The sequence below is a fragment of the Acinetobacter sp. SM1B genome, from assembly GCF_003289665.1.
Taxonomy (GTDB): Bacteria; Pseudomonadota; Gammaproteobacteria; order Pseudomonadales; family Moraxellaceae; genus Acinetobacter; species Acinetobacter schindleri.
The window spans coordinates 516947-531319 of record NZ_QMBM01000001.1; the positions used below are offsets into that span (position 1 = coordinate 516947).

At 43.4% G+C, this 14373-nt stretch carries 10 protein-coding genes and 1 pseudogene; 8 read left to right on the forward strand and 3 right to left on the reverse strand.

Annotation, left to right across the window (positions count from 1 at the left end; genetic code table 11):
* Positions 1-122: 122 nt before the first annotated feature.
* A complete protein-coding gene (locus C8322_RS02540; protein WP_111810351.1) occupies positions 123-887 on the reverse strand; it encodes a DUF4184 family protein in 765 nt (254 codons plus the stop codon).
* Between the two features lie 140 nt (positions 888-1027).
* On the opposite strand from C8322_RS02540, the gene znuD reads away from it, so the two are divergent.
* Both znuD and C8322_RS02550 read left to right on the forward strand, forming a co-directional pair.
* Positions 1028-3202 (forward strand): zinc piracy TonB-dependent receptor ZnuD, encoded by a 2175-nt coding sequence (znuD, locus tag C8322_RS02545; RefSeq protein ID WP_111810352.1) that lies wholly within the window; start codon positions 1028-1030, stop codon positions 3200-3202.
* A gap of 106 nt (positions 3203-3308) precedes the next feature.
* Complete coding sequence (locus C8322_RS02550; protein WP_111810353.1) at positions 3309-4772, forward strand: phospholipase D family protein; 1464 nt, start codon at positions 3309-3311, stop codon at positions 4770-4772.
* A 56-nt stretch (positions 4773-4828) separates the two neighbouring features.
* Here the strand turns inward: C8322_RS02550 and C8322_RS02555 are convergent, their stop codons facing one another.
* Positions 4829-6469 (reverse strand): acyl-CoA synthetase, encoded by a 1641-nt coding sequence (locus C8322_RS02555; RefSeq protein WP_004889922.1) that lies wholly within the window; start codon positions 6467-6469, stop codon positions 4829-4831.
* Between the two features lie 481 nt (positions 6470-6950).
* Between C8322_RS02555 and C8322_RS02560 the strand changes: the two genes are divergently transcribed.
* The 5 genes and pseudogenes from C8322_RS02560 to C8322_RS02580 all read left to right on the forward strand — a co-directional run bounded on the left by C8322_RS02560 (position 6951) and on the right by C8322_RS02580 (position 12843).
* Positions 6951-8231 (forward strand): D-arabinono-1,4-lactone oxidase, encoded by a 1281-nt coding sequence (locus C8322_RS02560; protein ID WP_004889919.1) that lies wholly within the window; start codon positions 6951-6953, stop codon positions 8229-8231.
* Between the two features lie 22 nt (positions 8232-8253).
* A pseudogene (locus tag C8322_RS02565) lies at positions 8254-9411 on the forward strand (alanine racemase).
* A 238-nt stretch (positions 9412-9649) separates the two neighbouring features.
* On the forward strand, positions 9650-11572 hold the full coding sequence (thrS, locus tag C8322_RS02570) for a threonine--tRNA ligase (protein WP_004813026.1): 1923 nt from the start codon (positions 9650-9652) through the stop codon (positions 11570-11572).
* A gap of 59 nt (positions 11573-11631) precedes the next feature.
* The gene (infC, locus tag C8322_RS02575; protein WP_004889910.1) at positions 11632-12129 is read left to right on the forward strand and encodes a translation initiation factor IF-3; all 498 of its coding nucleotides are present in this window, start codon (positions 11632-11634) and stop codon (positions 12127-12129) included.
* 243 nt (positions 12130-12372) lie between these two features.
* The gene (locus C8322_RS02580; protein ID WP_004889909.1) at positions 12373-12843 is read left to right on the forward strand and encodes an HAD hydrolase-like protein; all 471 of its coding nucleotides are present in this window, start codon (positions 12373-12375) and stop codon (positions 12841-12843) included.
* A gap of 17 nt (positions 12844-12860) precedes the next feature.
* On the opposite strand, the gene tnpA is transcribed toward C8322_RS02580, so the two are convergent.
* Positions 12861-13274, reverse strand: a complete 414-nt coding sequence (gene tnpA, locus C8322_RS02585) for an IS200/IS605 family transposase (RefSeq protein ID WP_004889908.1) — start codon at positions 13272-13274, stop codon at positions 12861-12863.
* A gap of 20 nt (positions 13275-13294) precedes the next feature.
* Between tnpA and C8322_RS02590 the strand changes: the two genes are divergently transcribed.
* Positions 13295-14356: an RNA-guided endonuclease InsQ/TnpB family protein gene (locus C8322_RS02590; protein ID WP_111810742.1), complete on the forward strand. Its 1062-nt coding sequence runs from the start codon at positions 13295-13297 to the stop codon at positions 14354-14356.
* Positions 14357-14373 lie beyond the last annotated feature (17 nt).

A 14373-nucleotide genomic window follows, 5' to 3' on the forward strand; every position in this document is an offset into this window, starting at 1 on the left:
ACGTAAACAGCGTACCGCTTTTCGTAAAGGTAGGATTATGCCTCTTTGGGCATGTAGTCACAAGAACTTGGGTTAAAAACAATATCATTTTAAAGTGAATAGACGAAAAGCCAGCGCTTTATCTAACCCATCCTGCGACCTCTGTCCAAAAATAAAAACAGTAAACAGCCTAGGCTGAATGTGATTAGGAAGCCCTGACTAAATTCATTAATAGATCGTCCAGTAAAATAGTACAGATCCGATTGCCAGACGTCTGTAGGGATATAGCGGGCATAATCCCAGACTGAAAACAGAGCGGTTAATATAGAAAAGAAAAATAAGCCTCCGGCAAATGATTTGATTTTCAGACTGACTGCGAGATATTGGCGATGCTTTTTATAGTAGTGCACACTCATCCACAGCATAAACGGCAAAACAATCACGGACGTGCCAATCTGTAAAATCCGGTGCAGCGGATAACTTTGTCCAAACAACTGAAACTGTTGTGCTAAAACTTCATGGAAGGCAAAAGTCCGAAAATCGACGTGGGTCAGACCATCCCAGATTAAATGAGTGGCTGTGCCGATGATCAGTGCTAGACACATCTCCAAGATGAATCTTAAAGCTGAAAGGATGCTGTAAATATTTAAATCATGCTGAATGCCGATGAAACGGTAAATTACGGGCCGGTAAACCAGATACCAGATGCTACAGAAAGCCAGCCCAATCCAGAGGTCTGGATGAATCAGCGAAGACCATAAATGCGTGATATTTGAATTGCTCGAAGTAAAGAGTCGATGTAAATCGGGCACCATACAGCCAATCGCCAACGCAGCAATCGGTAGCCGATTACCGCTTAAACGTGAAATAGGTGGGGCAAGCACAGCATGGGATAAGGTAAAGGGCATAAAAATAATGTTTTAATGTAATAAAAAATATTCAAAGAGCATTCTAATAAAATATATCACTGGTTATCGTAAACGATTGCAAAAATAATGAAATGTTATATTATAACATTATTCTATTTTAGTTATTTTGAGCTTGGGTCATGTCTTTTCATAAGAATTTAATAACACTCTCTATTTTTGCGGTTATTACACCATCTGCATTCGCACAACAAGAACAATCGGCGGTAACGGTACAAACGCTGGAAACCATCCAGGTTCAGGCCCATCCATTAGTACAAACCGCAGCAGATTTTGCGGTTGTGGATCATGTGGTGGATCAGAAAGCACTATCTGAACGTGCAACCACCATTGGTGATGCCTTGGCAGATGAGCTGGGGGTATATTCGAATCAGTTTGGTACAGGTGCCAGCCGTCCTGTGATCCGAGGTCAGGATGGCCCACGTGTCAAAGTCTTACAACATGCTTCAGAAACAGCCGATGTTTCAACCTTGTCTCCGGATCATGCTGTCACCGTTGATCCGATTCTGGCGAAACAGGTCGAAGTGATTCGGGGGCCATCTACATTACTTTACGGTGCCGGTACAGTCGGTGGGTTGGTGAATGTCACCGATCAAAAAATTCCGACCCAGATGCCTGAAGATGGTCTGGAAGGTGCAGTCGGCCTGCGCTATAACTCAGGTAGTGACGAAAAACTGGCAAGTGCTGGTGTGACAGCAGGTATTGGTGAAAACTTTGCTCTACGTGTAGAAGGTTCAAAACGTAAAGCTAATAACTATATTGCTCATGCAGGTTATTTCACAGAACATTCTCATCATGAAGAAGATGAAAATGGAAATGAAATTGAAGAAATTCATCGTGAAAAAGCCCGCCGTGTAGATAATACCTTTGCAGAAGGACAAACAGTCAATATTGGCGGATCATGGATTCATGATCGTGGTTTTGTTGGTCTATCTTATAGTAACCGCCAAGACCAATATGGTTTGCCAGGGCATAGTCATGAATATCATGACTGTCATCCACATGGTAATGAATTGCATTGTGGCGGACATGGCCCAGCACCACAACCGGATCCAAATGCAGTTGAAGAAGAACACGCACATGGTGGTCCATGGGTTGATCTGGAATCACATCGTTATGATATGCGCACTGAGTTAAATAACCCATTTGCCGGTTTTGACAAGTTGCGTGCCCATGCCAGCTTCACTGATTATGAACATGATGAACTGGAAGAAAATGAAGTCATCAGTAATTTTAAAAGTAAAGGCTATGATGCACGTTTAGAACTGGTACACGTTCCAGTTGCGGGTTGGGAAGGGGTCATTGGTACTCAATATAGCCAGCAAAAAATTAATCTTGCCGCTTCAGAGCATGACCATCATGAAGATGGCGATGAAGATGATGAAGAACATCATGTTCATGGTTCAGGTGTGGTAATGCCGGACACAAGAACTCAAAAATACAGCTTATTTGCTTTGGAACATAAACAACTTGGCGATGTGCATGTTGAACTTGGTGCGCGTGTCGATCATCAAAAAGTGAAAGTAGATTCAGAACAGAAAGATTATTCTGGAACAGGCGTATCTGCTTCAGCAGCAGCAAATTGGGAGTTTGCTCCGAACTATAAATTATCAATCGTAGGTTCACACCAACAGCGTTTACCTTTAGCTCAGGAGCTCTATGCTGATGGCTTGCATTTTGCGACCAATACCTACGAATTCGGTAATCCTGATCTCGATAAAGAAACTTCAAATAATCTCGAATTAGGTCTGCATTATGAAGGGGATAAACTGGATTACCATGTGCATGTCTATCATAACTGGTTTGATGATTATATTTACGGCGAAACAGTAGCGCAGAATGGTAATCTACGTGGCGTGCACTATACCCAAGACAAAGCCAGATTCTATGGTACAGAAGCACAAGCCGGTTATCAGATCAATGACATGTATAAGCTCAGTGTCTTTGGTGACTATGTGCGTGGCAAGATTGAAGCTGAGAATGCACCACGTGTACCGGCAGGCCGTCTAGGAACAAAAGTCGAAGCAGACTTTGCCGATGGCTGGTCAGGTTTGGCTGAGTATTATCATGTCTTTAACCAGGACAAAATTGCCAGTTATGAAGATGAAACTCAGGGCTACAATATGGTCAATCTTGGCCTAAGCTATGCCAATACGATTGCCGATAAAAATGCTTATCGCGTGTATTTCAAAGCCAATAACCTGCTGGATGATCAGGTCTATTCACATACCTCATTCCTGTCCAATATTCCGCAAGTCGGTCGCAACTTTACTGTCGGCGTGCAGTATGATTTCTAACAGGTCTACGAAAATAATCGACCAAATCATCTAGATCTCACTGAAATCTACTTGAAAAATCATAAGATTAAACCTAGCCTGAGCCTATTGGGTTAGGTTTTTTCTTATGCGTATCTTTCAACGAATTCACAATAAATTGAACTGGTCGAATCGCCGTTATGCGGCTTTGATCATTAGTATGCTGGCTGTGGGTTATCTAGCTTCGGCGATCTACCACACGTATAAGCCGTTGCCGGAAGGTCTGAATTACACAGGCAAGCTTCGCCATGCCGAAGTCAAGTTTCTGGCCGATCAGACTTATCTGGATGCCGAAGGAAAACAGCATCTGGATCATCGCATTTTTAATGAAATACTGAAAATGATTGAAGAAGCCAAATCGCTGATTGTGCTGGATATGTTTTTATTTAATCAGCAAACCGGTGCATCTACGCAGCAGCATCAGGCACTGAGTCAACAGCTGAGTGATGCTTTAATCAGTAAGCGTCTGCTGCAGCCTGAGGTGGAGATCAAGTTTATTACTGATCCGATTAATTCGGTCTATGGTGGCATTCGATCCGAGCAGTATCGGGAATTACGTCAGCACGGTGTGGATGTGATTGAAACCAATCTGACGCCATTGCGGGCTTCCAATCCAAGCTGGTCCGGTTTCTGGTATATCTGTTGCCAGGGCATTGGCAATAATCCGGAAAAGGGCTGGTTGCCGAACCCATTTGGAACAGAAAAAATTACCCTGCGCAGTTATTTTGAGCTGTTTAACTTTAAAGCCAATCATCGTAAAACCATGGTGGTAGATACCGATCAGGGCTGGAAAGCACTGGTCACGTCCATGAATCCGCATGATGGCAGTTCACGCCATTCCAATATCGGTTTATTGGTCTGGGGTAGCACCGCTGTGGATATCCTGAAAACAGAGCAATCTGTCGGCATGATGTCCCAAGCCAATATGCCTGCCATTGTCGCCGGGGATTTTCAGGCAGACAGCAGCCAGCCACAAGTTCAGGTGCTGACTGAAAAAGCTATTTATGATGCGATTTTGAATCTCATTCAGACCGCCAAAACCAATGAGCAGATTGATCTGGCGATGTTTTATCTGTCTGAGCGCAAAATTATTAAAAGCCTGATCGCGGCACATGAGCGTGGTGTCAAAGTCCGGGTTTTACTCGATCCAAATAAAGATGCTTTTGGCCGTGAGAAAAACGGAATTCCAAACCGGCAAGTGGCTTGGGAACTGCATAAAGCAGGTATTGATGTACGCTGGTGCCGTACTCAAGGAGAGCAATGTCATAGTAAAATACTGATGAAGCGCAATGCTCAGCAAGCTGAAATGATTTTAGGCTCGGCTAATTTTACCGTACGGAATCTGAAAAACTATAATCTGGAAACCAATATGCGTGTGCTAGGTCAGCCTCAGGCCGAAGTGTTCAAGGATGCCCAGCAATATTTTGACGGTGCATGGTCAAATCTGAATGGTCGTGCCATGAGCGTGGACTATACGCAATATGCAGAAGATTCGTTCTTTAAATACTGGCTATACCGTTTTATGGAATGGAGTGGCTGGTCGACGTTCTAGATGAGAAATCAAAAGGAAGTCGAGATGACTTCCTTTTTTTATCGAATAATAATGGATTAGCTAAACTCACCAGTTGAGCGTTCTTTGGCCCATTCACGCAGGACAAATTTTTGCAGCTTGCCAGTCGAAGTTTTTGGAATCTCAGTAATCACCACATCTTTTGGCACTTTGAAACGCGCCAAATGTTCACGACAAAATTCAATAATTTCTTCTGGTGTAACTTCGAAGCCCTGTTTGAGTTCAATAAAGGCACACGGCACTTCCTGCCAGCGTGGATCTGGTTTGGCGACTACCGCTGCAGTCAGAATCGCAGGGTGCTGATACAGCACTTCCTCTACTTCTAGCGAAGAAATATTTTCACCACCAGAAATGATGACATCTTTAGAGCGGTCAGTGATTTTGGCATAACCGTCTGGCTGGCAAACAGCGAGGTCACCGGTATGGAACCAGCCACCGGCAAAGGCTTCTGCCGTAGCTTCCGGATTTTTCAGATAACCTTTCATGACGATGTTACCGCGGAACATGATCTCGCCCAGCGTTTTACCATCATGTGGCACTTCCTGCATGGTTTCAGGATCAAGCACTTTCATACCATCCTGCAATGGATATGGTACACCTTGACGTGAGTGCAACTGGGCCTGTTCCTGGATGGTGAGATCGGACCAGCCAGCTTGAGATGCACATAGGGCAGAAGGACCATATGTCTCGGTTAAACCATAGACGTGGGTTACATTGATACCAATATTGCGCATACCTTCAATGATGGCTGCTGGAGGCGCAGCACCTGCCACCATAACTTCTACACGGTGATCAAATTTGGTTCTTTTCTCTTCCGGTGTATTGATGAGCATCGACAGGACAATTGGTGCACCACAGAAATAATCGACTTTATGTGTGGCAATCAGCTGAAAGATCAGTTCAGGATCAACTTTGCGTAAGCAGACATTGGTTCCGCCGTTGGCCGCCATGGTCCAGGCAAAACACCAGCCATTACAGTGGAATAATGGCAGGGTCCAGAGATAGGTTGCACGTGGCATCATGCCACAGGCAATAATGTTGCTGGCTGCATTAATATACGCACCGCGATGATGATAAACCACGCCTTTTGGGTTGCCAGTTGTACCTGAAGTATAGTTCAGGCTGATTGCGTCCCATTCATCTTGTGGCAAGTGCCATTCAAAATTGGCATCGCCTTGAGCCAGCCAGCTTTCATATTCAATCTGGCCAATACGATCAGCAGCTTCTTCATAGTTCTCATCTGCTACATCGATGATATAAATATCCTGCTTGATCAGTGCCAGCGCTTCCTGCGCCACAGCAGTAAATTCAGGATCGACAAGTAGAACTTTAGTTTCCGCATGTTCTAGCATAAAAGCCAAAGTCTTGGCATCTAAACGGGTATTTAAGGTATTCAGTACAGCACCTGCCATCGGAACAGCAAAGTGCGCCTCAATCATGGCTGGGACGTTAGGTAAAAGGACAGATACGGTATCATTTTTGCCTACACCAAGCTGTTGCAACTGGTGAGCGAACCGACGACAGCGCTGATAAGTGTCACGCCAGGTAATTTCACGCTGGCCATGAATAATGGCATTCTGGTTGGGATAGATATAGGCCGCACGTTCTAGATAGCGTAAAGGTGAAAGCGCTACAAAGTTTGCTGGTGTGCGTGGTAATTCATCATATGCACTGCCCATTGTTCTACTCCCTGAATAAATAATTATTATTTAATTACTCTAAATCTAGCAATTTTTAGTGATTGTGACATTTATGCTTTAGTCGAGCGTGAATGAAAGATCAAGCTTTTAATATCTATATTTTTGTTTTTATTGAACTTTGATGGATAAAATGAACTGTTACTTTACATGTCTGTCACTATAATAAACAGAATAAAGTTGGGTTAAATAGAATCCGGTGTGAAATTTAGCTTCAAAGACCCGCGCAAATAGATAAAATGACTGGCTTTTATTTTTGTGGATTAGTGACTAATAAAATCAAATTATTTTGCAAGTATTTATAAAAAAACGAGTTTTACAAATTTACATAGACTTTAAAATTGACTTGTTTCTCTAAATGACTGCATGATGATTTCTAAATAAAAAGATATTCATAACAACAAAAATAAGAGCAATTATGTCCGGGTTTTATTGACTTAAAACCGGGTAAAAGGAAGCCGCTATGGAGATAGCACGTGCAGAGATGTGGGCCAACTGGTCAGGTTCCCAGCGATCCAGTCCCAGTATTTTTCATCCTTACAGCATTGAGATGCTGCAGGGGCTTGTGCGTGTCTATCCAAAATTACGTGTTGTGGGTGCAAGCCATTCCTTTAGTGCCTTGGCAAAAACCAGCGACGTGCTGGTTTGCCTAGATCAGCTTAAAGGGATGTGTGACTATGATCGAGAACAGTGTCGCAGTACCTTTTGGGCCGGGACCCGTTTGTATGATGTGGGTGAGAAGCTGGCCACCATTGATCAGGCATTGGCAAACCAAGGGGATATCGACCGGCAAAGTCTGGCAGGTGCCATTGCTACAGGTACGCATGGAACCGGGGTGGAGTTACCTTGTCTTTCTGCTCTGGTTTCTGAATTTGAATTGCTGACTGCGGACGGTCACTTGCTATGCTGTAACTCTGAGCAGAATGCAGATATCTTTGCTGCAGGACGGGTGGCATGTGGCAGTCTGGGCATTATGACCCGTATCCAGCTACAAAACCGGCCCATGTACAGGTTGCAGGAGCAGATTCGACTTTGCTCACTCACCGATCTATATGCAAGCATCGATAAATGGAAGCATCAGCACCGGCATATAGAGTTCTGGGCCTTTACCCATAGCGATAATGTCATTCTAAAAAGTCTGGATGAAACCCAGGAAGAAGCACAGGCAAGACCGGATGGTTGGCTGGATGAGGACTTCATGTTGAACATGTGCTGTGAGCTGAATCGAATTTGGCCAGGACTGAATCCCTGGTTACAGCGTCTGTTAAATATAGCGATCCGGCCATCGAAAGCAGTGGACTGGTCCAGCCGTATTTTTCCTAGTGTACGTAATACCCGTTTTAATGAAATGGAATATCAGCTGCCGGTGAAACAGGGACTGGCCTGTTTTGAGGAGGTTATGGAAATACTACAGCAACAGAAAGCGCCGGTATTTTTTCCAATTGAATTTCGTTATGTACGTGGGGACGATATCTGGCTAAGTCCATTTTATCAACAAGATTCAGTTTCGATCTCCGTACATCAATTTTACAAACAGGATTATCAGGTGATTTTTGATCTGGTAGAACCGATTTTCAGAAAATACGGAGGACGCCCGCACTGGGGCAAGCTGCATTCGCTGGAAGCCCGACAGCTTTGTGAACTCTATCCGAAATGGGATGAGTTTATGCAGTTACGAAAATCCCTTGATCCACAGGATAAATGGCTCAATCCTTATCTGGAGCGCCTGTTCATTCCATCTTGAATGAGCTGAGGAGGAATACAGTATGCTATATCTTGACTACTTTCAGGAACTCCAGAAAACTCTGCATGAGCAAGGAAATGGACAACCTCAATTGATTCTGGATTTGTCTAAGCTGGAACAGAATATTGACTGGTTACAACATAAGATGCCGACCCATCTGAAACCGCGTCTGGTGGTGAAATCATTAGCCAATTCAATATTGCTAAAACGAATTGCTAAAGCCTTTAATACCCAGTCTTTTATGGTGTTCCATCTTCCGCATGCGGTCCATATCCTGCAAGCCTATACGCAGGCAGATATTCTGATGGGCAAGCCAGTGCCTTTGCAATGCCTGAAAAGCTTTACCGAAGATCAGGCTGAGCATCTGCCGAAAGTGCAGTGACTGATTGATTCAGCTGAGCGTCTGAAAAATTATCTGACATATGCCAAGGAGCGGAATCTACAGCTGCGGATCAATCTGGAAATTGATATTGGCCTTCATCGTGGTGGGTTGTCAGATCTAGAGCAGTTTATGCACTGCCTGGCGATTATCAAAAGCCATTCGGAATATCTGAGTTTAAGTGGTCTGATGGGTTACGATGCTCATGTTTCTAAGTTGCCTAGTGCATTATTTCCTCCCATCCAGAGCTATCAGAAATCTCAACAGTGTTATATGAACTTCATGAATGTCATGTGCCAGATGCTGCCTGAGCTGGATCTGTCTGCTCTTTGTCTGAATGGAGCGGGAAGTGGTACCTTGCATCACCACTTTATCCAGACGGTCTGTAATGATGTATCCTTCGGTTCAATGTTGCTCAAGCCAACTGATTTTGATCTGGAAGGCCTAGAGCCCATGCAACCGGCTTTATGGATTGCTGCACCAGTATTGAAAGTGCTGGACCAAATTCAGTTACCTGGATTAGAGCGATTAAAGCGGTTTCAACCGCGGCAACGGGCGGTATGTATTTATGGTGGTTACTGGCGCGGGAAATGCATCTATCCACCAGGTACGAAACCGCATTTACTGTATGGGCGCAGTAGTAATCAGGAATTGTTGCAGATTCCATCTGGTTGCCGGATTCAGGTCGATGATTATGTATTTTTCCGACCAGCCCAAAGTGAATCGATTCTGCCACAATTTGCTTCGCTGTATGCTTATGAGCAGGGACAATATCAAAAGTGGGAGAATTTTAGGGAATAACAGGATAGATCATGGTGGTTATCTCCCAAGTCATCCTGAACATACTGCAAAGGATTGGCAGCAAAGCATGTTTTCAGCCGAGAAAAAAGGATTAACGGTTTATTAAATGGCCCGAGACGTGTAAAATTCTAGGCGATTTTTTATTTATCCACCGTTTTTATCTTTTGAGGTTCTCCTCGATCATAATCTCGCGGTGACATGCTCCATTGTACGGGGCATCACTCCTTAAGGATTTCATATGCCAATTATCACTTTGCCAAATGGCGATCAAAAACAGTTTGATCAAGCCGTATCTGTGATGGAAGTTGCTCAAAGCATCGGTCCTGGTCTAGCAAAAAATACTGTTGCAGGTCGTGTGAACGATCGTTTAGTAGACGCTTGTGATCTTATTACTGAAGATGCAACCTTACAGATCATTACGCCTAAAGACGAAGATGGTGTTCATATCATTCGTCACTCTTGCGCACACCTAGTGGGTCATGCTGTTAAGCAATTGTTCCCAGAAGCAAAAATGGTAATTGGTCCAGTCATTGAAGAAGGTTTCTACTATGACATCTGGATGCCACGTCCATTTACTCTAGACGACATGGCAGCGATTGAAGAGCGTATGAAAAAGCTCATCGACCAAGACTACGATGTCATCAAAAAAATGACACCACGTGATGAAGTGATCAAAGAATTTACTGCACGTGGCGAAGAATACAAACTCCGTCTGATCGAAGACATGCCTGAAGAAACGCAAATGGGCCTGTACTACCATCAAGACTATCTGGATATGTGCCGTGGTCCGCACGTTCCAAATACTAAATTCTTAAAATCGTTCAAGCTGACTAAAATCTCGGGTGCTTACTGGCGCGGTGATGCGAAAAATGAACAGTTACAACGTATTTACGGTACAGCGTGGGCGGACAAAAAACAGCTTGCTGCTTATGTAAAACGTATCGAAGAAGCAGAAAAACGTGATCACCGTAAAATCGGTAAAGCGCTAGACTTGTTCCATATGCAGGAAGAAGCACCGGGTATGGTGTTCTGGCATCCGAATGGCTGGACCATTTACCAGGTTCTTGAACAGTACATGCGTAAAGTTCAGCAGGACAATGGCTACGAAGAAATCCGCACACCACAGGTGGTTGATTTCACGTTATGGGAAAAATCAGGCCATGCTGCCAACTATGCAGACAACATGTTTACGACGCATTCTGAAAATCGTAACTATGCGGTGAAGCCAATGAACTGTCCTTGTCACGTACAAGTGTTCAACCAAGGCTTAAAGTCATACCGTGATCTTCCGGTACGTCTGGCAGAATTCGGGTCATGTCACCGTAACGAACCATCAGGTTCTTTACATGGGATTATGCGTGTTCGCGGCTTTACCCAAGATGATGCACATATTTTCTGTACCAAAGAGCAAATCGGTACTGAAGTTGCAGACTTTATCAAATTGACACTCGATGTATACAAAGATTTTGGCTTCGAAGAAGTACAAATGAAGTTGTCAACTCGTCCTGAAAAACGTGTTGGTGATGATACACTTTGGGATATGGCAGAAAAATCTTTGGCAGATGCTTTAGATGCTGCTGGTCTGGAGTGGGAATTGCAGCCAGGTGAGGGTGCGTTCTACGGTCCGAAGATCGAATTCTCATTGAAAGACTGCTTGGGCCGTGTATGGCAATGCGGTACGATTCAATGTGACTTCAACCTTCCAGAACGTCTAGATGCATCTTACGTGACCGAAGACAACGACCGTGATCAGCCAGTAATGTTACATCGTGCAATTCTTGGCAGTTTCGAGCGTTTTATTGGTATACTTATTGAACACTACGCAGGCTTTATGCCACCTTGGTTATCACCAATTCAGGCGTGTGTCATGAATATTACCGATTCTCAAGCCGAGGCTTGTGAGTCAGTCGTCGCAAAACTTAAAGAAAGCGGTATCCGCGCGATTTCCGACTTGAGAAATGAGAAAATCGGCTTTAAGATTCGTGAACGTACTTTAGAGCGTATTCCTTACTTACTGGTACTTGGGGACCGTGAAGTAGAGGAAGGTACGGTAAATGTCCGTACACGCTCAGGAACAAATTTGGGTACCATGTCAATCGATGCTTTCGTTGATCTGGTAAAAACAGCCGTTGCCGAACGCGGCCGGTACATTGTGGAGTAACAGCGATTAAACAGCCTGACCGTAATCAACAGGGCGGTAACAAATCAAACCGTCCTGCGTTGAATGATGAAATTCGTGCGAAAGAAGTCCGTCTTGTAGACGAAAATGGTGAGCAAAAAGGTATAGTAAGCTTAACTGAAGCTTTACGTGCAGCAGAAAGCGTAGAGCTTGATCTTGTAGAGATCGTAGCAAATGCTGAGCCACCTGTTTGTAAAATCATGGACTTTAACAAGCATTTGTTTGATCTTAAACAAAAGCAGAAAGAAGCGAAGAAAAAACAACATCAAGTACAGGTGAAAGAAATCAAGCTACGCCCTGGTACTGATGTAGGTGATTACAACGTAAAACTGCGTGCAATTATCAAGTTCCTTGAAGAAGGCAACAAGGTAAAAATCACGCTTCGTTTCCGTGGTCGTGAGATGGCTCACCAACAGTTGGGTCTGGCTCAATTACAAAAAATTGAAGCTGATGTAGCGGAAATTGGTGTAGTTGAACAGTCTCCAAAAATGGAAGGCCGTCAAATGGGTATGCTGCTTGGTCCTAAAAAGAAAAAGTAAGCACTCATTGAGCGAAAAAAGCCCTGCACTTGCAGGGCTTTTTTATTTTATAGCCATAAAATAGACAGTCTAGTTTCTGCTATCAGTTTAAAGCCTAAAAAATAACTCAACTATGCCGCACATTATTTGTGCCGAAATAATTTTGATCAGGATTACAGTGATAAACATTACAAATATGAGTGAATATGAGTAGAGAAAAGATATATTTTTTAAACTTGGCATAAATTGCTGGATGACTGGCTTATGGCTTTTTTAAATAATCGCGTTGTACCCTATCAGCTGGTCATTTTTGATATAGATGGTACTCTGGTTGATTCCTTTGAACAGTTTATCGAGTTGCTGAATTGCTTTGCCGGTAAATATCGCTATGCATTGATGCATAAAGATCAGGTCGAGCATTTAAGAGCTTTACCACCACGACAGATCCGTCAGGCACTCAATCTGTCAATATTTCAGACCTTTCGCTTAATGTATGACTGTAAACGGGAGATGCGTCGTAGTGGCAAAATGCCAGAATTGTTTGAAGGTATTGCGGATTTGCTTCGCCATCTCAAACAGCAGGGCGTTCGCATGGCAATTGTCACCTCCAATACTCCGAATAATTGCCGAAAGTATCTAGGTGCGGAACTGTTTCAGCTATTTGAGTGGGTCGAAAGCAATGCTTCAATTTATTCGTTGGAGCGTAAAACTTCGGGGTTCAGCCCGAGGATATAAGCGACTGGCGTAAGCCATTAATGCGGTGTTTGCTGTTGCTGAATATAGTGTTTAATAATTCCGATTGGCGCACCTCCGCATGACGCAGCGAAGTAACTTGGGGACCACAGGGCATTGCCCCATAATTTGCTCTTAATTTCAGGATGCTTAGTGCGTAGAATGCGACTAGACGCACCTTTTAAGCTATTCACTAAACTAGAAATGGCGACTTTAGGTGGATAATTGACGAGCAAATGTACATGATCATGTTCACCGTCAAATTCTATCAATTCAGCTTCAAAGTCTAAGCAGACACGTTCAAATACTTCACGCATCGTTTCAAGCATGGCATTGGTGAAAACATCTCTACGATATTTCGCTACAAATACCAAGTGAATGTGCATATTAAAGACACAGTGACGGCCTGTTCTAATTTCTTGACTATTGTTCATAGACTAAATATATTCTAATGATGAAAACACTTAAATTACGTATAAGAAACAAACATTGCAAGGTGCTAGACCAATTGGCATCTGAGGTGAATTTTGTTTGGAATTATGTGAATGATTTAGGATTTAAACATCTCAAGCGTAAGGGTGAATTTCTATCGGCATACGATATTGCAGAATACACCAAAGGTACTTCTAAGGAATGCAACCTGCATAGTCAAACTGTTCAAGCCATTACAGAAGAACTTATTACCCGAAGAAAGCAATTTAAAAAAGCAAAGCTGAAATGGCGTGTAAGCAACAAAAAATCAGCAAGACGATCTTTGGGTTGGATACCATTTAAAAAATCAGGATTCAAGTATGCCGATGGCTGGGTTGAGTACGGGAAAACTAAATTCAACTTATGGGACAGTTATGGTATAGGCAAATACAAGGTTAAAACTGGCTCATTTGTTGAAGATAGTCGTGGGCGCTGGTATGTGTGCCTCGTGGTTGAATCATCTAAACAAGAAAAACCAATAGCAACCAAAGCCATAGGCATTGATTTAGGTTTAAAAGATATTGCCACCTGCTCTGATGGCACAGTGATCACAAACCCTAAATTCTATCGGAAGTACGAGCAGAAATTAGGGATTGCTCAACGATCAAGGAATAAAAAGCGTGTTCGTGCATTACACGCTAAGATTGCAAATTGTCGTAAAGATCATTTGCACAAAGCAAGCACCATGCTTGTAAAAAACAATGCACTAATTGTTGTGGGTGACTTAAGTGCCAGGAAACTAGTCAAAACTAAAATGGCAAAGTCTGTTTTAGATACAGGGTTTTCGGCACTAAAAACATTGCTCAAGTATAAATGCGAGAACGCAGGGGTATTGTTTGAGGAAGTCAATGAAGCCTATACCACCCAAATCTGTTCGTGCTGTGGTGAGATCACCTCAAGTAGTCCGAAAGGTAGGACGGGTCTTGGAATAAGAGAATGGGAGTGCGTGAGTTGCGGTACAGCTCACGATAGAGATAAAAACTCAGCTCTAAACATTCTTGCGCTCGGGCATGAGCGTCTAGCAGTAGGAATCACCCTCCTTTAGGTGGGTGAGGATGTCAA